This window comes from Streptomyces sp. RLA131 (assembly GCF_056270125.1).
Genome location: NZ_JBWDOQ010000002.1, coordinates 5,792,846 through 5,812,761 on the forward strand (window position 1 = coordinate 5,792,846; position 19,916 = coordinate 5,812,761).

Here is a 19,916-nt window from a genome sequence, read left to right on the forward strand (position 1 = left end):
AGGTCGTCAGACGTCGCGCCTGGCCAGCACCGCGTACGCGCCGGCCAGCGCCACGGCCGTCACCACCGCCAGCGTCACCAGCTGCGGTACGCCGTTGACCTCGTCGGCCCCGGTCATGCTGACCCGGTAGAGGGCGGCCAGCCCGACCGGGGTGGAGTACGTGACGAGCTTCTCCTGCACATGCTCAAGGCCCGGGGCCTGCATGAAGATCGCGATGATCAGCGGCAGCAGCACCAGGCCCATCATGGTCGTGATCGCCCCGGCCGAGTGCCGCAGCAGGGTCCCGACCGCGAGCGCCAGCAGCGCGAGCAGCGCGACGTACAGTCCGGCGCCGACGGTGGCGCCCAGCCACTCGTAGCCGCTCGCCGTGGTGACGCCGTCCCGGATCGTGGCCCCGCTCCCGATGTCGCAGCACTCCCGGGTCGCGTTCCGGCCGCTCAGCGCGGCCCAGTTGACCAGCGCGGTCACCGAACAGGCCAGCGTCGTCAGCGCGAAGCTCAGCCCGAAGAGGACCATCGCCTTCGCGGTGAGCACCCGCCACCGCTGCGGGCACGCGGTGAACGTCGTACGGATCATTCCCGTCCCGTACTCGGAGGTGATCACCAGCACCCCGAGGGTGATCGTCGCGAGCTGTCCCAGCATCAGCCCGTACAGACCGGGGCTGAGCACCGGGTCGCTGTAGTAGCCGGTGCCGGCGGCCGTGATCGCCCACAGCATCAGCATGTTGATGCCGAGCACCAGCACCACCATGATTCCCAGCGTCCAGATGGTGGACCGCACCGTCCGGATCTTGGTCCACTCCGACCGCAGGGCGTGCGTGAGGCCGGTCGTCTCGACCGGGACCGGCGAGGCGAACCCCGGTGCGTACGGCCCCGAGGGGGCGGTTTCGACGGGCGTGATCATCGGGCGTCCTCGGGTGTGGTGGTGGCGGGGGCCACGGGCACGGCATACGGCTGCGGCTGTGCGTGCGCCTGCGGCTGTGCCTGCGCGTGCGCCTGCGGCTGTGCCTGCGCGTGCGCCTGCGGCGGGCCGGGCGGCAGCGGGGGCTGCGGCTGGGGCGGAGACTGAGGCGGAGACTGAGGCGGAGACTGAGGCGGGCCCCAGCCGGGCGGCACCGCCTGGTGCAGACCCCACCGCTGGTCCTGCGTCGAGCGGTAGTCCACCGCACCGCTCGTCATCCGCATGTACGCCTCCTCCAGCGAGGCCTGGTGCGGCGACAGTTCCCACAGCCGTACGTCCGCCTCGTGCGCCAGATCGCTGATCCGCGGCAGCTCCAGCCCCGACACGCGCAGCGCCCCGTCCGGCTCCGGCAGCACCTGCCCGCCGGCCTCCGACAGCGCCTTCGTCAGCTTCTCGCGCTGCCCGGCCACGTCCGGCGTACGGACCGTCGCGTATCCCGCCGAGTTGTGCGCGATGAAGTCCTTGACGCTCATGTCCGCCAGCAACTGCCCCCGCCCGATGACGATCAGATGGTCGGCGGTCAGCGCCATCTCGCTCATCAGATGGCTCGACACGAAGACCGTACGGCCCTCCGAGGCCAGCCTGCGCATCAGGTTGCGTACCCAGTGGATGCCCTCCGGGTCCAGCCCGTTCACCGGCTCGTCGAAGAGCAGCACCTCCGGATCGCCGAGCAACGCGCCCGCGATGCCCAGGCGCTGCCCCATCCCCAGGGAGAAGCCGTTGGATCTGCGGTGGGCCACCTGCCGCAGGCCCACCACGTCCAGCACCTCGTCCACCCGCCGCGCCGGTATGCCCGACAGCTGGGCCACGCACAGCAGATGCTGCCGCGCGCTCCGCCCGCCGTGCACCGCCTTGGCGTCCAGCAGGGCCCCCACCCTGCGCGGCGCGTTCGGCAGCTGACGGTACGGAAGTCCTCCGACGGTCACCCGGCCCTGCGTCGGAGTGTCCAGCCCGAGGATCATCCGCATCGTCGTCGACTTCCCGGAGCCGTTCGGCCCCAGGAAGCCCGTGACCGTTCCCGGCCGCACCTGGAAAGACAGGTTGTACACGGCCGTCTTCGCGCCGTAGCGCTTGGTGAGGCCCTGTGCCTCGATCAATGTCCCGCCCCTCGCTCGCCACCCACACTGCGTTTCAGGGTTAGGAGGCTACGGGGCGCTTTCCGGTTCCGTCACGGACAGCTGTCAGGCGTCCCGCTTCCTGAGCACGACGTAACCGCCGATCAGGGAGGCGGCCACCCACAGCAGCATGATGCCGAGCCCGCCCCAGGGCCCGTACGGGCGCTCGTCGTTGACCGAGACCACCTGGAGGATCTTGGAACCGGCCTGGTCCGGGAAGTAGCGGGCGACGTTCTTCGCCCCGGGGACGTTGGCGAGGATGGTGGAGATCAGGAAGAAGAACGGCATGAGGATGCCCAGGGAGAGCATCGGGCTGCGCAGCATCATGGCGACACCGGCGGAGAACAGCACCATCAGCGCCATGTAGAGGCCGCCGCCGAAGACGGCACGCAGCACACCGGTGTCGCTGATGGAGGTGCTGTGGTCGCCGAGGACGGCCTGACCGACGAAGAAGGTCAGGAAGCTGGTGGCCATGCCCACGATGAGGGCCAGCACACCGGTGACGACGATCTTGGACACATAGAAGGTGCCGCGCTGCGGCACGGCCGCCAGCGAGGTGCGGATCATGCCGGTGCTGTACTCGCTGGAGACCACCAGGACACCGAAGACGATCAGCGCGAGCTGGCCCAGCCACAGTCCGGAGAAGCTGGTGGAGGTCGGGTCGAACCGCAGCCGGTCGGACGCGTCGAGGTTCTTCCACTGGGTGGCGGTGAGCAGGCAGATCAGGCCGCTGACGACGATGGTGACGATCAGCGCTGACGCCAGGGTCCAGACGGTGGAGCGGACGGACCGGACCTTGGTCCATTCCGACTGGAGGACTGCGATCGGTGCCGCCATGTCAGGACTTCCCCTTCTTCTGCTGCCAGTCGGCGCCCCAGGCGGGCGCGGGCCGCTGCTCCTGCTGCTGGTCCGCGGGCGGGCCGCCGGTCGCCGGCATGCCCGCGTGGTACTCGACCGACTCGGCGGTCAGGCCCATGAAGGCCTCCTCCAGGGAGGCGCGCTGCGGGCTGAGTTCGTGCAGCACAAGCCGGTTCTGCGCGGCGAGTTCACCGATCTTCGCCGGATCGGCGTCCTGGACCTCCATCGACCCGTCGCCGACCGTCACCGGGGTCAGCCCGGCCGCCGCCAGCACGTCCTTCAACTGCTCGGGCTGCGGGGTGCGTACACGGACGTAGGACCGCGAGTTCTGCTCGATGAAGTCGGCCATCGAGGTGTCCGCGAGGAGCCTGCCCCGGCCGATGACGATCAGGTGCTCGGCGGTCAGGGCCATCTCGCTCATGAGGTGCGAGGAGACGAAGACGGTGCGGCCCTGGGAGGCGAGGTTCTTCATCAGATTGCGGATCCAGTGGATGCCCTCGGGGTCCAGGCCGTTGACGGGCTCGTCGAACATCAGGATCTTCGGGTCGCCCAGGAGCGCGCCGGCGATGCCCAGACGCTGGCCCATGCCGAGCGAGAAGCCCTTGCTGCGCTGCTTGGCGACGGCGGTCAGGCCGACCGTCTCCAGGACCTCGTCCACGCGCGCGCGGGGAATCCGGTTGGCCTGGGCCAGACAGAGGAGGTGGTTGTAGGCGGTGCGGCCGCCGTGCATGGCCTTGGCGTCCAGCAGCGCACCGATATAGGTGAAGGGGTCACTGAGTTGGGCGTAGTGCCTGCCGTCGATGGTGACGTCGCCCGAGGTGGGATTGTCCAGACCCAGGATCATGCGCATGGTGGTGGACTTGCCGGCCCCGTTGGGCCCCAGGAAGCCGGTGACGACACCCGGCCGGACAGAGAAGGAGAGATGGTCTACGGCGGTTTTGCTCCCGTACCGCTTGGTCAGCGCCTGAAGCTCGATCATGCGGTCCACGCTATGCGTCCCGCGCCCCGGTTGCACCCGGAAATACCGGTTCCGGATGGCTGCTCGGCGGCCCCCGTGAACGCCGGGGCCCCCGCCCGAGGAGTGGTGGGCGGGGGCTCCGGCGGCTGAGAGTCCGTCAGCGCCGAGGGGATGCGTCGGCGCTGGTGGATGGGTCAGCGCTGGGCGGGGACGCCACGGGTCACGGGCTCGTCGTCCGGGACGGTGGCGGCGGCGACGGCGGCACCGGTCAGCGTGGCGAGCATCTCGCGGACGTTGGTCAGCTGGGCGTTGATGCTGTCGCGGCGGTTGGTCAGGGCCGCGAGCTCGCGCTCGGACTCGCTGCGGATGCGGTCGGCCTTGGCGTTGGCGTCGGCGACGATGTCCTCGGCCTGGCGCTGGGCGGTCTCGACCGTCTGGCGGGCGCGGCGCTCGGCGTCGGTGCGGAGCTTCTCGGCCTCCAGGCGGAGCTGCTCGGCGCGGTGCTCGATCTCGGCGAGGCGCTTCTCGGCCTTGGCCTGACGGGAAGCCAGGTCACGCTCGGACTGCTCGCGGCGCTTGGCGAGGTTGGTCTCGAAGTCGGCGGCGGCCTGGGCGGCCTTGGCGCGGGTCTCCTCGAAGAGGGCGTCGGCCTCCTCACGCTTGGCCTGGGCGTCCTTCGTCGCGTCGTTGCGCAGCTGCGAGGCGTCGCCCTTGGCCTTCTCGACGATCCGTACGCCCTCGTCCTCGGCCTTGGACTTGCGCTCGGAGGCGAAGGACTCGGCGTCGTTACGGACCTGGTTGGCGGCCGACTCGGCCAGCTCACGGTGCTGCTCGGCGGCGCGACGGGCCTCCTCGCGCAGGTCCTTCGCCTCCTCCTCGGCGAGGCGGAGGATCTTCTCGACACGGGCACCGAGACCGGCGTACGACGGCTCGGCGTCGTTGACCTGGGCCTGGGCGTTCTGCGTTTCGAGGTGCAGCTCCTCGATGCGCTTCTCCAGCGCGTTGATCCTGGCCAGTGCGCTGTCACGGTCGGCGACCAGTTTCGTGATGCGGTCGTCCACCTGGCCGCGGTCGTACCCGCGCCTTACGAGCTCGAACCCGAAGGGGGAGGAAGTGTCGCTCATGGGGTTCCTGTCAATTCAGACCGGTGGTGGGGTGTTAGGGGGAATCCTAGGGGCCGCAAGGGCGCGGCATCGAGTCAATGTCCATTAGCTGTGCAGAATGTGCGCTCAATCGAGTGGCGCGTCGTCCGAGCGTTTGCCGCTCGATCGGGTGGCGCCCGCGCCGGCTCCCGCCGTCACCGCGCTCTTGCTGTCGGCCGGTGCCTGGAACGACTCCAGGGCCTCCAGCACGTCCTGTACGCGGGAGATCTCGGCGTTGATGTCCTGACGGCGGCGTACCAGCACCTCCAGCTCGCGTTTGCCCTCCGTTACGATGCGCTCCGCCTCGGCGCGCGCCTCCGCCTTGACCCGCTCCGCCTCGCGCTCGGTGTCGGCCTTCTTCTGCTCGGCACCCTTGAGCAGTTCCTCGGCCTTGCGCACCGCGGCGATCCGGACCCTGCTCGCCTCGGTTCCGGCGGTGGACCGGGTCTCCTCGGCCTCCGCCTTCGCCTGCTCGATCTCCCTGCGGGCCTTGGCCTCGGCCATGTCCAGCTGTTCGGTCGCGGCCTCGACCAGCTTGTCGACCCGCTCACCGGCCGACTTCATCTGGGCGGCGGCCTCCTTGCGGGCCCGGTCGTGCAGTTCCTCGACCTCGGCCTCGACGCGGGCGCGCAGCTCCTCCGTGCGCTCCCTGATGGCCGTGGAGTCCTGGCGGGCCTCGCGCAGCAGCGTGTCCGCGTCGGTACGGGCCCGCTCGACCATGCCGTTGCTCTCGGCGGTGGCCCCGCTGACGATTCGTTCGGCCTCCTTGCGCGCCGCGCCGACCATGGTGTCGGACTGCTCCTCGGCGGCCGCGCCGATCCGCACCGCCTCCTCGCGCGCCTTCGTGATGAGCTCGTCGGCCTGCTGCGCGGCCTCGCTGCGACGGCGGTTGGCGTCCTCGCGGGCCTGGTCGCGCACCGCCTGGGACTCCTCGCGGGCGGCCTCGGCGTCGCGTTCGGCGGTGTCGAGGGCGTCCTTGGCCAGGATGCCGAGGCGCTCGGCCTCCGCGCGGGCCTTGGCGATGAGCTGGTCGGCCTGCTGCGCGGCGTCGGTACGGCGCCGGTTGGCCTCGTCACGCGCCTGGTCGAGATTGCGCTGCGCCTGCTCGCGGGCGGCGCCCAGGGCGTCCTCGGCGGCCCTGCGGCGCTCGTCGGCGTCCCGCTCGGCGGTGTCCAGGGCGTCCTTGGCCAGGATGCCCAGACGTTCGGCGTCCCGCTGGGCCTTGGCGACGGTCTCGTCGGCCCGGACCGCGGCGTCGGCGCGCAGCCGGTCGGACTCCTCGATCGCCTCGGTGACCGTGCGGTCGGCCAGCGCCCGGGCGGCCTCGGCCTCCGCGCCGGCCTCCCGGCGGATGCGCGAGGCGTCGTCGGAGGCGCGCTCGCGCTCGGCGTTGGCGTCGGCGTGCAGCCGGTCGGCGGCCTGCTGGGCCTCGGCCTTGACGCGCTCGGCGGCGTGCTCGGCGGCGTTGCGCAGCCCGGCGATGTCCTGCTCGGCCTGCTCGTACAGCCCGGCGACGGAGTCGCGTACCTGCTGCGCGGTCTGCTCGGCGGTGCCGATCAGCTCGGCGGCATGCCGCTCCGCCTCGGCGACCAGCCGCTCGGCCTCGGCCTGCGCCTCGTCGACCCGCTTACGGGCCGAGGCCAGCAGCTCCTCGCTCTGCTGACGGGCCCGGGCCCGCTCCTGCTCCGCCTCCGCGCGCGCCGATCCGAGCATCTCCTCGGCCTCGCGGCGGCGGCGCAGCGCCTCCTCACGGGCGGCGGCCAGCGCCTCGGCGGCCTCGGCCTCGATCCGCTCGGCGGCGGTCGCGGCCTCGGCACGCACCCGGTTGGCGGTCTCCTGGGCCTCGGCCCGCAGCTGCTCGGCCTCGGTGGCCGCGTCGGTGCGCAGCCGTACGGCGTTCTGCTCGGCCTCGGCGCGGGTCTGCGAGGCGTCGGCGGCGGCCTCGTCCCGCAGCCGTACGGTGTCCTGCTCGGCGTGCTCCTGCAGGACCCGGACCCGCTCGGCGGCCTCGGCCCGTACCTGGGCGGCCTCCTCGGCGGCCTCGGAGCGCAGCCGCTCGGCCTCGGCGCGGGCGTCGCGCAGGGCCTCCTCGGCGGCGGCGATGCGCAGTTCGGCCTCGCTGCGCTGGCGGTTGAGGTCGGCGGCGGCCTCGTCCCGCAGCCGCTGGGCCGCCTCGACGGCCTCCTCGCGCAGCTGCAGCCCCGCGAACTCCGCGTCCTCCTTGACCTGGACGGCGTTCTGCTCGGCCTCGTTCCTGACCTGGTCGGCCTCGGTACGGGCCCGCTCCAGGGTCTCGTCGGCCTGGCGGCGCAGATTGGCGGCCCGCTCGATGGCCTCGGTACGGACCCGCTCGGACTCGGCGGTGGCGGCCTGGCGCTGCTCGTCGTTGTCGGCCTTGGCCTTGGTCAGCAGCTCCTCGGCGGTACGGGCCGCCTCCTCGATCTGCTGGACGGCCTCGCGGCGGGCCTCGCCCCGGATCCGCTCGCCCTCGGCGACCGCCTCGGCGCGCAGCTGCTCCGCCTCGCCGCGCAGCCGGCGCGCCTCCTCCTGGAGCTCGACGGTCTTGGCGCGGTACTCCTTGGTGTCGTCCTGCGCCGCCCCGCGCAGCTGCTCGGCGGACTCCTCCGCCTGGCCGCGCAGCCGTTCCGCCTCCGCCTCGGCCTCGCGCTTGATCCGCTCGGCCTCCTCGCTGGCGGCGCGGGTGGTGGCCTTGGCGTCCTCGGTGGCCTTGTCCAGGACCTCCTCGGCCTGCCGGGCGGCCTTGGCCAGCGCGGCGGCGGCGTCCTCGGCGAAGGCGGCCTTGGCGGTCTCGGAGGCCTCGGAGAGCATCCGCTCGGCCTTGGCGGCGGCGTCGGCCTTGACCTGCTCGGCCTCGGCCCTGGCGGCCTCGGACTCCTTGGTGGCCTCGGTGACCAGGCGGGCGATCTCGGCGCGGGCGGTGCGGGTGCGCTGCTCGTTGTCGGCGTCCACGGTGGCCAGCCGCTTGGCCGCGTTGGCGGCGGCCTCCTCGCGCAGCCGGTCGGCCTCGGCCTTCGCCTCGCGCAGCGTCTCCTCGGCCTCGCGCTTGCGCTCGTCGGCGGTGCGGGTCAGCTCGGCGGCCTGCTGGCGGGCCTGGTCGGCCTCGCCGATCGTGGAGCTGCGCAGCTGCTCGGCCTGGCTGGTGGCCTCCTGGGCCTGGGTGCCGGCCGCGTTCAGCAGCCGCTCGGCGTCGGTGCGGGCCCGGCGCAGCAGCTGCTCGGCCTCGGCCCGTGCGGATCCGGTCTCGGACTCCAGGCGCTCACGGGCGCCCTCCGCGATGCGTGTCGCCTCGGCCCGGGCGGCGGCCAGCCCGGCCTCCGCCTCGGCCCGGGACTCGTCCATGAGCCGCCGTGCCTGCGCCTCGCTGCGGGCCCGCAGCTGTTCGGCCCAGGCCACGTTCTCGTTGACGTGCTGCTCGACGCTGGCCCGGCGCTCGGCCAGCTCCTCGTCCAGGCGACGGCGGCGCGCGACGGCCTCGGCGTGCCACTCGGCCGCCAGCTGCGCCTGCCGCTCGGCCTGCTCCTGCAGCAGCCGCTGGGTGGCCGCACGGGCCTCGCGCAGCTCGCGTTCGGCGTCGGCGCGCAGCTGGTTCGCCTGGATCTCGGCGTTGCGCAGCAGCTGGTCGGCCTGGTGGCCCAGGTTGTCGTAGGCAGGACGGGACGCGAGGTTGCGGCGCGCCTCGTGCAGCTTGGCGCGCAGCACCTCCACCTGGTAGCCGAGGTCGTCTGCGTGTTGCAGCACCTTGTCCCGCTCGGTCCGAAGCCGTTCCATCTCGGCCTCGAACTGCGAGAGGTGGTCGCCCTCAACCTCGTAGCGGTCGTAGCCCCGCACTCCGCGGTCCCATCCGTCCGTCCTGGTGTACCCACCCGCCAACCGAGTGAGATTCCCCGGGGCCCTGTTTGTGGCAGGGCCTTACGGAGAATTGTGTCTGATCCACGCCGAAGCGCGGGCCGGTACCCCAACCGGCCCACCCCGGGGTCGCTCGGTCACTCTACCGGGGTGAATGGGCCTGGGTCAGTGGTCCTTGACGGACGTGACGAGCTCGGTGAGTACCCCGTGACAGTCCTTGGGGTGCAGAAACGTGATCCGGGACCCCATCGAACCGGTGCGCGGTTCGTCGTAGAGAACCCGAACACCCTTGCTTTTGATGTCGGCGGCCTCCCCGTCGACGTCGGCCGTGCCGAAGGCGATGTGGTGCACCCCCTCGCCGTTCTTGGCCAGCCACTTCGCGACGGTGGAGTCCTCGCGGGTCGGTTCCAGCAGCTGGAGGTAGGAGGCACCGCCGTCGTCGGTGTTATTGATCTTGAGCATGGCCTCGCGTACCCCCTGTTCCTCGTTGACCTCGGAGTGGAACACCTCGAAGCCGTAGGTGGCACGGTAGAACTCGACGGTGGTGTCGAGGTCGAAACAGGCGATACCGATGTGGTCGATTCGAGTCAGCATGAGTCCAGTGCACCGCTCCGGCGCATGGTCACGCAACGTGCGCGCCATCACACCCTCCGCCGGGTGACCGCCGGACTACCGCTCAGTACATTGGCTGCACCCTCGTAAAACGTTCGTTAACTCTCCCTCTGTGCAAAGGGGCCGCGTCATGACCAGCCAGGACAGCCAGGCAGCACGGACCTCCGTGATCGTCGCGGGTGCGCGCACCCCCATGGGCCGTCTGCTCGGCTCCCTCAAGAACTTCTCCGGGGCCGACCTCGGCGGCTTCGCCATCAAGGCCGCCCTGGAGCGGGCCGGCATCGGCGGCGACCAGGTGCAGTACGTGATCATGGGCCAGGTGCTGCAGGCCGGCGCCGGCCAGATCCCCGCCCGCCAGGCCGCCGTCAAGGCCGGTATCCCGATGAACGTCCCGGCGCTCACCGTCAACAAGGTCTGCCTGTCCGGCCTCGACGCCATCGCGCTGGCCGACCAGCTGATCCGCGCCGGCGAGTTCGACGTGGTGGTCGCCGGCGGCCAGGAGTCCATGACCAACGCCCCGCACCTGCTCCCCAAGTCCCGTGAGGGCTACAAGTACGGGGCCGTGGAAGTGCTGGACGCGATGGCGTACGACGGCCTGACCGACGCCTTCGAGAACATCGCCATGGGCGAGTCCACCGAGAAGCACAACACCCGGCTGGGCATCGGGCGCGCCGAGCAGGACGAGATCGCGGCGCTGTCCCACCAGCGGGCCGCCGCCGCGCAGAAGAACGGCGTCTTCGAGGCCGAGATCACCCCGGTCGAGATCCCGCAGCGCAAGGGCGAGCCCGTCGTCTTCAGCAAGGACGAGGGCATCCGCGCCGAGACCACGGCGGAGTCCCTGGGCCGGCTGCGCCCCGCCTTCACCAAGGACGGCACGATCACCGCCGGCACCTCCTCGCAGATCTCCGACGGCGCGGCCGCCGTGGTCGTGATGAGCAAGGCCAGGGCCGAGGAACTGGGCCTGGGGTGGATCGCCGAGATCGGCGCCCACGGCAATGTCGCCGGCCCGGACAACTCGCTGCAGTCCCAGCCCTCCAACGCCATCGCCCACGCCCTGAAGAAGGACGGCCTGGACGTCTCCGACCTGGATCTGATCGAGATCAACGAGGCGTTCGCCGCGGTCGCCGTCCAGTCCATGAAGGACCTGGGGGTAACACCTGAAAAGGTGAACGTGAACGGCGGTGCGATCGCCCTCGGTCACCCGATCGGTATGTCGGGCGCCCGGCTGGTGCTGCACCTCGCCCTGGAGCTCGGGCGGCGTGGCGGAGGCGTCGGTGCGGCGGCCTTGTGCGGTGGCGGCGGTCAGGGCGATGCTCTGATCATCCGCGTCCCCGGCAAGTGACCGCGCGCGTGACCCACCCGTACCGAACGGAGCAGTGATGGTGGACGTCCCCACCCTGGTCGAGCAGGCACGGCAGGGCCGCCCCCGCGCCGTGGCCCGGCTCATCTCCCTCGTGGAGGGGGCGTCCCCGCAGCTCCGCGACGTCATGGCCGCCCTCGCCCCGCTCACCGGCGGCGCCTACGTGGTCGGCCTGACGGGATCACCCGGTGTCGGCAAGTCCACCTCGACCTCGGCCCTGGTCACCGCCTACCGCCGGGCCGGCAAACGGGTCGGGGTGCTCGCCGTCGACCCCTCCTCGCCGTTCTCCGGCGGCGCGCTGCTCGGTGACCGGGTCCGGATGTCCGACCACGCCTCCGACCCCGGCGTGTACATCCGTTCCATGGCCACCCGCGGCCATCTGGGCGGCCTCGCCTGGGCCGCCCCGCAGGCCATCCGGGTCCTCGACGCCGCCGGCTGCGAGGTGATCCTCGTCGAGACGGTCGGCGTGGGCCAGTCCGAGGTCGAGATCGCCGCCCAGGCCGACACCTCGGTGGTCCTGCTGGCCCCCGGCATGGGCGACGGCATCCAGGCCGCCAAGGCCGGCATCCTGGAGATCGGCGACCTCTACATCGTCAACAAGGCCGACCGCGACGGCGCCGACGCCACCGCCCGCGAGCTCAACCACATGCTCGCCCTCGGCGAGTCCCGCACTCCCGGCGACTGGCGGCCCCCCATCGTCAAGACCGTCGCCGCCCGCGGCGAGGGCATCGACGAGGTGGTCGCCTCCCTGGAGAAGCACCGGGCCTGGATGGAGGAGCACGGCGTCCTGGCCGACCGGCGGCGCCGCCGCGCCGCCCTGGAGGTCGAGCACATCGCCGTCACCACCCTGCGCGAACGCATCGGCGACCTGCACGGCGACCGCCGCCTCGACGCCCTCGCCGATCGCATCGTCGCCGGTGACCTGGACCCGTACCGGGCCGCCGACGAACTGGTGGCCGGACTCACCGACCGCGCCTGACGGGTCCTGGCGGGGCCTGACCGGGCCTGTCGGGTCCTGGCGGGGTGGCGGGTCAGGCGCGGTCGCCGTGGACCACCCCGCGGCCGTTGGTGGCGACGTAGACCCGGCCGAAGACGCGGGGGTCGCCGGTGATGGCGGCGCCGGTCCAGCCGAACTGGTGCCGGTCGTCGTTGATACGCAGCCAGGTGGCACCGGCGTCGTCGGAGCGGAAGAGGCCGCGGACGCCGCTGATCCGGGCGGACACGAAGACGGCGGGATGGCGCCGGCCGGCGGCGGCCCGGCCGAAGCCCACGGCGTCGGCCTCGTCGACGCCGGCCAGCCGGGCGAAGGTGTCACCGCCGTCCGTGGAGCGCCACAGGCCGTACGCGGCGCCGGTCCTGCCGCCGGCGAACCACAGATGGCCGGGGTGGCCGGGGACGGCGGCGAAGCGGACGTTGCCGTCGGTGGGCAGGCCGGTGGCGGCGCAGGCCCTGAAGGTGGCCCCGCCGTCGGTGGAGCGGTGGAAGGTGCCGGCGGACACCGCGTAGGCGTAGAAGACCCCCGGCGTGGTCTTGTCGGCCTCGACCCGGGCGCCCGCGGGGACGCCGCCGCTGGCCGCCCAGACGCCGCCGGCGAGGTGGTGCACGGCGGCCCCGGCGGGGCTCCACACGGTGTGCCCGCCGTCGGCGCCGAGGGCGACGGTGCCGCCGCCCGAGGTGCCCTGCGGCTCGGGTCCCGCGGTGGCCCAGGTGCGGCCGTTGTCGGTGGAGGAGGCGAAGCGTACGCCGGCCTCGGAGTTGCCCACCCGCACGACGCGGTCGCCGTCCAGGCCCGCGTAGTCCAGGGAGGTGGTGGAACCGGCGACCGGGTCCAGGAACATCTGCGGGACCACGGCGAGGTCCGCGTGCCGGAAGCCGCCGATGTCGCCGAGCCCGGAGAGCAGATGGGCGCCGGTGGGCGGGCTGATGACATCGGCGACGGAGGTCTCCTCGATGCCCCGGGCCACCGGCTCGATGGCCACGAGGCCGCCGGAGTCCCAGTCGGTGAGGTTCCCGGTGCCGTACAGCGTGGCGCCGGTGCCGTACATCATGCGGTCGGAGTCGAAGGGGTCGATCTCCAGGGTCTCGGTCATCCAGCCGAGTTTCGGGGAGAGTTCGGGGTACTGGTCCCGCTCGCCCCGGCCCCAGGTCAGCCACGGGCTCGTGGAGACGTCGATCGTGTAGTGGTTGACGCGGTCGGGGTAACCGTCCCACTCCCACAGCGACTTCCAGGTCGCGCCGGCGTCGGTGCTGCGGTACACGAGCGTGTCCGGCCACCAGCTGCTGTAGCCGGTGACCATCACGGTGTCCGGGTTCTGCCGGTCCACGGTGAGGCCGCTGAAGCCGAAGGCGGCGCCGGCCACCGGGCTGACGTCGGTCCAGTCGCCGGAGGCGGTGTCGAGCTTCCACAGCGCGCCCCGGGCGCCGCCGTACGGGCCCGCGACGTCGCTGTAGGCGACGTACAGGCTGCCGGAGGACTCCTCCAGGACCGCCTTGTGCGGGATCAGCCCGGTGGGCTGGCCGTCGACCCGGGCCCAGGTGGAGCCGCCGTCGGTGGTGCGGTAGACGCTGTTGTCCTTGTCGGCGACGCCGACGTAGAACGTCGGGGTGGCCCTGCCCGCGGTGCCGCTGCCCTTGTCGAACAGGACCCAGACCAGGCCCATCGGGTCGCTCTGGTAGCCGCTGGTGTCGGTCGGGTCGTCGGCGTACAGGCCGGGGTCGGGGAAGGCGGTGACCTGGCTCCAGCTCTGGCCGCGGTCGCTGCTGCGCCACAGGCCCTTCCCGCTGGGGGCGCCGAGGAGCAGGATCCTGTTGCGGTTGGGGTCGACGGCCAGCCGCTCGCCCATGCCCCGGCCGGGCATGTTGCCGCCGAGCTTGAAGGGCAGGTCGGTGCGCTGCCAGGTCCGGCCGTAGTCGGCGGAGCGCAGCACGGCGCCGTTGCCGGGGTCCGCGTCGGTGGTGTACGAGCCCGCGGCCAGGTATACGCGGCGCGGTTCCACCGGGTCGCTGGCGATGCTGACGATGCCGGTCAGGCCCCAGTCGTCCCAGCCGATCCAGTCGGTGAGGGGGATCCAGCGCCTGCTCCTGCTGTCCTGCCGGTACGCGCCGCCGATGTCGGTGCGTACGTAGACCAGTCCCGGCTCGGTGCGGTTGAAGATCACGCCGGGTATGAAGCCGCCGCCGTCGATCCTGGCGTTGCCCCAGGTGTACGCCTGGCAGACGGGCGCCCCGGCGCCGGCGCGGGTGTGCTCGACCGCGCGCGGCGCGACCGGGGACGGGGCCGCGGGGTGTCCCGAGGCGGCCCCTGCCGCCCGTGCGGACGGTGTCCCGGTGCCGACGGCCGCCGCGGCGACGGCGGTGGCGGCGCCGGCGCGCAGCACGCCGCGGCGGGCGTATCCGCGGGCGGCGGAGGAGTCCTGGGCGTCCTGCTGGATGTCTTCTGGCATGGCTCGTAGCACCTTCGCTCCGGTGGGGGCGCTCGCGTGGACCACGGCTCGGCGCGAGCGGTGCGACGATAGAATCGAAGCGCTTCGAAGAAAAGACCTCCGACAGCTTCTTCTGCGCCCGTTGTTCGGGGAGAGAGCTGCCGGAGGCAATCGAAGCGCTTCGCCAGGGGCCGTCAGCCGCGCCCGCGCACCGCCCGCAGGTGCTCCGCCACCGGTGTCAGGGACCGCTGCAGGGCCGTCAGGTCCTCGCCGGTGAGCAGGTCGATGAAGTGCTCCCGGACCGCGGCCACATGGTGCGGGGCGACCTTCTGCATGGTGTCCCAGCCGGCGTCGGTGAGGACGGCGTACAGGCCCCGGCGGTCGGACTCGCAGTTCTCGCGGCGGACGAGGCCGCCGGTCTCCATCCGGGAGATCTGGTGCGAGAGGCGGGACTTGGACTGCAGGGTGGCACGGGCGAGGTCGGACATGCGCAGGCGCCGGTCGGGCGCCTCGGAGAGGTTGACCAGGATCTCGTAGTCGTTGTACGTCAGTCCGAAGGGCTGGAGGTCGCGTTCGAGCTGGTGGGTCAGGAGCTTGCTGACCTCCAGATGGGTGCGCCAGGCACGTTGCTGCTCAGGGGTGAGCCAGATGGTGCCGTTCGGGGTCTCCGTCGTCGTCTCCGTCTGCATGCTGTGAGTATACCAAGAAAGTTGAAAACCGGACTATCTGGGGTACCCCTTGCGTGTTCGGGCGGTCACAGACCGAAGCGGCGCTGGAGGTCGCCGAGCTGACCGGGAAGCCTCGGCGCGCCGGGCTGCTGGGCGTGGCCGCCGCCGGGAACGCCCTGCTCGTGCGGGGTGGCCCCGGTCGGCAGCTCGGGCATCAGGACCTCCGTCGACTGCAGCAGCACCTGGCCGGCCCCGACGAACTCGAACTGGTGCTCCTCCCCCGAGGTGCCGCCGATGCCGGTCAGCGCCCGGATGCCGCCGAGCACCCCCCGCATATAGCTGTGGTCGTAGTGGTGACAGGGCGACGGGCAGTCCGCCCAGCCCACCAGGGCCTGCGGGTCGACCCGGACCGGCGGCTCCACGAAGTGCACGGCGCCGTTCGAGGCGGCGACGAACTTGCCGGTGCCGATGAGGGTCAGGAACCCCGGGATGATCGACTGCTTGAGCGACAGACCGGGCTGGAAGGCCAGCAGGTTCCCCGACCGGATGGTCAGATTGCCGTTGTCGAGGTCGTAGGAGTTGACGTCGAAGGCGCGGTCGGCGAGCAGCAGCTTGCCCTGCCCCTCGGCGACCACCCAGTCGGCGGCGTGCAGCGGGGAGTGGAAGTTGGTGCGGACCAGGCCGTCGAGCGCGCCGTGGCCGATCCCGTTGAAGGTGATCTGCCCGTAGTAGGCGATCATCTTGCCCTTCTGCAGGAACCACTGGCCCTTGAGGTCCACGCAGAACGCGTACGGATTGACGTTGTCGTCGACCGGCAGCGTGTACGGGTCATGGGCGACGGGCCCTCCCGGGCCGGGGAACGGGGACGTCATCGGGCCTCTCCTCGTGGTGCCGCACCCGGCCGCGCGGCCGTGGTGCCGTCCGGCCGCCGGCGGCCGGTGTGTTGTTCCCGCGCGGGCGGACGCCGCGTCACAGCTTCTCCTCCGACGCCTGCACGTACACCGTGCCCTGGCCGGACAGCTCCAGCTGGAAGGCCTCGCCGGAGCCGCGCCCCACCATGTCGCGCCAGCCCAGCGCCGTGGACAGCTTGTTGCGTACGTCGCCGCGGTGGGCGACATACGCCTGGGGGTCGACATGGACCGGCCGCTGCGGGGTGATCGGCAGCTCGATGACGCCGCCGTGGGCCATCACGGCGACCGCGCCCTGCCCCTGCAGGGTGGTGGTGAACAGCCCCTGCCCGGTCACCTGGCCCCGGATGACGCCCATGACGCCGCCCTGGGAGCCCATGAACATGGTGCTCTGCCGCAGGGTGCCCTCGAAGGCCAGCAGCCGGTCCGCCTCGACGTACAGGGTGTCGCCGCGCAGGTCGATGGTGTGGACGTGGTGGCCGCCGTGCCCGAACATCACCGAGCCGCGCCCCTCCACCGTCATCAGCGGGGTGGCCTCGCCGGCCACCCGCCGCCCGATCATGGAGGCGACGCCGCCCTGCCCGCCCTGCATGTTGGGGGTGAAGGTGACCTCGCCCCGGTACGCGAGCATGGCTCCGCGCTGGCTGAACAGCCGCTGCCCCGGGACGACCTGGGCCTCGACCATCTTGGAGTTGATCCGGGTGAAGGCCATGGCTAGAACTGCCCCCCGACCGTGTTGCGCTCGCTGGGCTGGACGTAGACCAGGCCCTCGCCCTCGAAGCGGATCTGGAAGGACTCGCCGCCGCTCTCACCGATCAGCGCCCGCCAGCTCACTCCCGTCTGGAGGTTCTGCCGGAGGTTGCCGGTGTGGGCGACGTACGCGCCCGGGTCGACGTTCAGCGGCGTGCCGGAGGTGACCCGCAGCACGATGGCCGGCCCGTCGGAGGTGATGGCGGCCTGGCCGACACCCTCGACGGTCGTGGTGAACAGCCCGTTGCCCTGGGAGGCGCCGCGCAGACCCGTGAAAGTGGTGCCGGTGCGCAGGGTGGCCTCGGTGGCCAGCAGGTTGCTCGCCTCGACGTACAGCTTCTCACCGCCGAGCCGGACCAGGTTGATCTCGCTCGCGCGGTCGGCGAAGAAGCAGGTGCCGTGCCCCTTCACCTCCATGACCTCCATCGACTCACCGGTGAGCCGGCGGGTCACCATGCCGCGCAGGCCCTCACCGCCCCCGGACATCTTCTTGAACGCCATCTGGCCGTCGTACGCGACCATCGCGCCGTTCTTCGCCTTCACGGCATCGCCGGTCATGTCCACGGCGAGCACTTTGCTGCCCTGCAGTCGGAATCGCGCCACGGGTCAGACCGTACCCTGAGCCGGGGCCACGGCCGAGGGCGCTTCGCCCGCCGCCACCTCGACCTCCAGCAGCGAGGCGCCGCGCCGCTCGGCCTCGAAGGCCTCCACACCGCCGCGCAGCCCGAACAGCCGCTTGGAGACCAGGATGTAGAGGACGGCCAGGATGTTGAGGACCAGGGTCGCGATCTTGATCCAGCTGACCTTCTCGGTCAGCTCGTAGATCTCCAGCGGAAGGAACGCGGCGGTCGCGACGACCGTCAGGTACTCCGCCCAGCGCTTGGTCATCCACAGGCCGACGGCCTCGACGATCTCGATCAGCGCGTAGAGCAGCAGCGCGACGGCGACGATCAGCAGCGTCGAGTGCTTGTACTCGAAGGTCTTGCGGATGGTGTCGACGACGGGGGAGTGGTCGACGTCGTAGTGGAAGTGCCGGGCGACCGGCCGGAAGACCGTGAGGTTCTCCTCGAAGAACCGGTGCACCGCGTCCTGCCGGTTGCTGAACCGCCACACCGCCCAGGCGGCCAGCACGATGAAGATCCCGCGCAGCGCCCGCTCCACGGCCAGGAAGCGCAGGATGAACAGGTCGCGCAGCGCCCGCCCGCGCGGCACCTCGGGCGCGTGGTCGGCCGGGCCGGAGCCGTGCGGCTCGCCGAGGGCGAAGTCGCCGCAGCGCAGGCAGCGCCAGGCGTCGCCGAGCGCGGTCGCCGCGTGCAGCCGTTCCCGCAGGTGGTCCTCGTCCGGGGCGTAGGTGACATGTCCCTTACGGGAGCAGGTCCGGCGGTCCCAGTCGAACGTCATCGCTTTCCATCCCCGTCGCCGGTGTGTGCTGTGGAGGGGGACGCTACCGGGCGTACCGGCGGTTGCCGACCCCCGGTGCGGCGGCCCGCGGTCCGGCGGGCGATAATGGGCACACCTTGTGAACGCGTGCACAAGCTGTGCGGGCCGGCACCGGCCCCGAGCCCCGACCCCGAAGGTGATCCGTGGACATCAACACAGCATCGGCGCTGCGCCGGCTCCGCCTGGTCTCCGCCCCCGAGGCGGTGTCCTTCCTGCTGCTCCTGGTCTGCTCGGTGCTCAAGCGCACCACGGACTTCAACGCGGTCCCGGCCATGGGCATGATCCACGGCATCCTCTTCATCCTCTACGTACTCTTCTGGGCCGACGCCTGGAAGCGGGCGAAGTGGCCGCTCCGCCGGGCCGCGCTCTACCTCGTGCTGTCCGTCCTGCCCACCGGCGGCTTCTTCGCCGAGCGCAAGCTGAGCCGTGAGACGCAGGACAGCGTGATCGCCTCCCGCGCCCGTGCGGAAGCGGCCGAAGCAGGTGCCAAGGCATGATCGTCTCCTTCTCCGTCACCCCGCTCGGCGTCGGCGAGGAGGTCGGCGAGTACGTGGCCGACGCCGTCCGGGTGGTCCGTGAGTCCGGGCTGCCGAACCGCACCGACGCGATGTTCACCTCCGTCGAGGGCGAGTGGGACGAGGTCATGGACGTCGTCAGGCGCGCGGTCGCGGCGGTCGAGGCACGCGCCCCGAGGGTCTCGCTGGTGCTCAAGGCCGACATCCGCCAGGGCGTGACGGACGGCCTGACGGCCAAGGTCGACACGATCGAGCGGCACCTGTCGGCCGGCGGGTCCTAGGCGTTCGAGGATCGCGCGGCCGAAGGCCCGGCGATCCGTTGGACGGGCCCGTGGGGGCCCGGGGCCTTTACGCCGTGCCCGCGCCGGCCAGGGCGGTGCCCAGCGGCGTGCGCTCGTACAGCACCTGGTGCCCGTGACGGCGCGAGGTGAGCAGGCCCGCGACGCGCAGCGCGGTCAGGTGGGCGGAGACCGAGGACGCGGCCAGGCCGAGCCGGCCGGCCAGGGCACTGGTGGAGGCCGGTTCGTCGAGGCCGCCGAGGACGGCGGCGCGGTTGCGGCCCAGCAGGCCGACCAGCGCGTCCGAAGGCGTCCGCGGGGTCTGCCGCAGCCCGCCGACACCGCGCGCCGGGTAGATCACCGTCGGCTGCCAGGGCTCGGCGAAACCGCTGACCGCGTCCGGCCAGGCGAAGGCGCTGGGCAGCAGCAGCACCCCCCGGCCGTCGAGCCGCTGTTCCTCCAGGATGCCGTCCCGGGTGCGCAGGGTCAGCGTGCCGTCCGCCCAGACCAGTTCGGGGTGCAGGCCGGTGAACAGCCCACCCAGCCCGTCGTTGGCCAACTGCCGTGAACGGTAGGCGATATCGGCCTCCAGCAGGGACCGCAGCCGGGGCCAGTCCGGGGCCACCAGCGCCAGCCAGGCCCGTTCGGTGGCATCGGCCAGCCGCTGGACGGCCGCCGCCGGATCCGCCAGCAGCTCCCGGCCCAGGGCCGACCGCGCGGCACCCGGCGTCCCGGCCAGGGACCTGGCCATCTCCGCCCGGGCCAGCGCCGGGTCGGTGCCGCGCAGCAGCGCCAGCTCGTCCTCGAAGGAGGGCGCCGGAGCGGCCGGGGGGCGGCCCAGGAAGTCCGGGGTGTAGCCCGGCTGCGGCATGAACAGCCACAGCGGCGCCAGATCCAGCCCCGCCACCGCATCCCGCATCCGCCGCAGCCACGGCTGGTGGTAGCCGTGCCGCTCGGGGCGCCGCAGGGTGCGTACCGCCTCGTGCGTCTCGCACAGCGGCGACAGCGCGAACCGGCAGCGCAGCAGGTCGTCGGTGCCGAAACGCAGATGCAGCGGCACGGC

Annotated in this window: 18 protein-coding genes; 4 read left to right on the forward strand and 14 right to left on the reverse strand. The window is 72.2% G+C overall.

All coding sequences use genetic code 11. From position 1 onward, the window contains the following. Positions 1–6: 6 nt before the first annotated feature. The 7 genes from RWE79_RS27305 to mce form a co-directional block, all read right to left on the reverse strand. The gene (locus RWE79_RS27305; RefSeq protein WP_475942715.1) at positions 7–903 is read right to left on the reverse strand and encodes an ABC transporter permease; all 897 of its coding nucleotides are present in this window, start codon (positions 901–903) and stop codon (positions 7–9) included. Continuing rightward, positions 900–2,057 (reverse strand): ABC transporter ATP-binding protein, encoded by a 1,158-nt coding sequence (locus tag RWE79_RS27310; RefSeq protein WP_475942716.1) that lies wholly within the window; start codon positions 2,055–2,057, stop codon positions 900–902. Before RWE79_RS27310 ends, RWE79_RS27305 begins: the two co-directional genes overlap by 4 nt. Positions 2,058–2,141: 84 nt before the next feature. After that, complete coding sequence (locus RWE79_RS27315) at positions 2,142–2,912, reverse strand: ABC transporter permease (protein ID WP_475942717.1); 771 nt, start codon at positions 2,910–2,912, stop codon at positions 2,142–2,144. Between the two features lies 1 nt (position 2,913). Next, positions 2,914–3,912: an ABC transporter ATP-binding protein gene (locus tag RWE79_RS27320; RefSeq protein ID WP_475942718.1), complete on the reverse strand. Its 999-nt coding sequence runs from the start codon at positions 3,910–3,912 to the stop codon at positions 2,914–2,916. Positions 3,913–4,085: 173 nt separating this feature from the next. Continuing rightward, entirely contained in the window at positions 4,086–5,015 is a 930-nt protein-coding gene (locus RWE79_RS27325; protein ID WP_475942719.1) for a cellulose-binding protein, read from the reverse strand. A 105-nt stretch (positions 5,016–5,120) separates the two neighbouring features. Then, positions 5,121–8,882: a polarized growth protein Scy gene (gene scy / locus RWE79_RS27330; protein WP_475942720.1), complete on the reverse strand. Its 3,762-nt coding sequence runs from the start codon at positions 8,880–8,882 to the stop codon at positions 5,121–5,123. A 183-nt stretch (positions 8,883–9,065) separates the two neighbouring features. Next, a complete protein-coding gene (mce, locus tag RWE79_RS27335; protein ID WP_475942721.1) occupies positions 9,066–9,494 on the reverse strand; it encodes a methylmalonyl-CoA epimerase in 429 nt (142 codons plus the stop codon). Positions 9,495–9,642: 148 nt separating this feature from the next. On the opposite strand from mce, the gene RWE79_RS27340 reads away from it, so the two are divergent. Together RWE79_RS27340 and meaB are read left to right on the forward strand one after the other, a co-directional pair. Continuing rightward, positions 9,643–10,854 (forward strand): acetyl-CoA C-acetyltransferase, encoded by a 1,212-nt coding sequence (locus RWE79_RS27340; protein ID WP_475942722.1) that lies wholly within the window; start codon positions 9,643–9,645, stop codon positions 10,852–10,854. Between the two features lie 37 nt (positions 10,855–10,891). Then, positions 10,892–11,851 carry a methylmalonyl Co-A mutase-associated GTPase MeaB gene (gene meaB, locus RWE79_RS27345; RefSeq protein ID WP_475942723.1) on the forward strand — a complete coding sequence of 320 codons (960 nt, stop codon included), beginning with the start codon at positions 10,892–10,894 and terminating at the stop codon, positions 11,849–11,851. A 52-nt stretch (positions 11,852–11,903) separates the two neighbouring features. On the opposite strand, the gene RWE79_RS27350 is transcribed toward meaB, so the two are convergent. From RWE79_RS27350 to RWE79_RS27375, 6 genes are all read right to left on the reverse strand, one after another. Then, a complete protein-coding gene (locus tag RWE79_RS27350) occupies positions 11,904–14,315 on the reverse strand; it encodes a WD40/YVTN/BNR-like repeat-containing protein (RefSeq protein WP_475942724.1) in 2,412 nt (803 codons plus the stop codon). A 173-nt stretch (positions 14,316–14,488) separates the two neighbouring features. Then, on the reverse strand, positions 14,489–14,983 hold the full coding sequence (locus RWE79_RS27355; protein ID WP_475942725.1) for a MarR family winged helix-turn-helix transcriptional regulator: 495 nt from the start codon (positions 14,981–14,983) through the stop codon (positions 14,489–14,491). A gap of 65 nt (positions 14,984–15,048) precedes the next feature. Then, complete coding sequence (locus RWE79_RS27360) at positions 15,049–15,834, reverse strand: AIM24 family protein (protein WP_475942726.1); 786 nt, start codon at positions 15,832–15,834, stop codon at positions 15,049–15,051. Positions 15,835–15,931: 97 nt separating this feature from the next. Continuing rightward, positions 15,932–16,582: an AIM24 family protein gene (locus RWE79_RS27365; protein WP_475942727.1), complete on the reverse strand. Its 651-nt coding sequence runs from the start codon at positions 16,580–16,582 to the stop codon at positions 15,932–15,934. A 2-nt stretch (positions 16,583–16,584) separates the two neighbouring features. Beyond that, complete coding sequence (locus tag RWE79_RS27370; protein WP_475942728.1) at positions 16,585–17,223, reverse strand: AIM24 family protein; 639 nt, start codon at positions 17,221–17,223, stop codon at positions 16,585–16,587. A gap of 3 nt (positions 17,224–17,226) precedes the next feature. After that, on the reverse strand, positions 17,227–18,021 hold the full coding sequence (locus RWE79_RS27375; protein WP_475942729.1) for a DUF2127 domain-containing protein: 795 nt from the start codon (positions 18,019–18,021) through the stop codon (positions 17,227–17,229). Positions 18,022–18,203: 182 nt separating this feature from the next. On the opposite strand from RWE79_RS27375, the gene RWE79_RS27380 reads away from it, so the two are divergent. Then, positions 18,204–18,557 (forward strand): DUF3817 domain-containing protein, encoded by a 354-nt coding sequence (locus RWE79_RS27380; RefSeq protein WP_475942730.1) that lies wholly within the window; start codon positions 18,204–18,206, stop codon positions 18,555–18,557. After that, complete coding sequence (locus tag RWE79_RS27385; RefSeq protein ID WP_475942731.1) at positions 18,554–18,856, forward strand: MTH1187 family thiamine-binding protein; 303 nt, start codon at positions 18,554–18,556, stop codon at positions 18,854–18,856. The genes RWE79_RS27380 and RWE79_RS27385 overlap by 4 nt, the downstream gene beginning before the upstream one ends. Before the next feature lie 67 nt (positions 18,857–18,923). Here the strand turns inward: RWE79_RS27385 and RWE79_RS27390 are convergent, their stop codons facing one another. Next, positions 18,924–19,913: an ArsR/SmtB family transcription factor gene (locus RWE79_RS27390; RefSeq protein WP_475942732.1), complete on the reverse strand. Its 990-nt coding sequence runs from the start codon at positions 19,911–19,913 to the stop codon at positions 18,924–18,926. Positions 19,914–19,916: the final 3 nt, after the last annotated feature.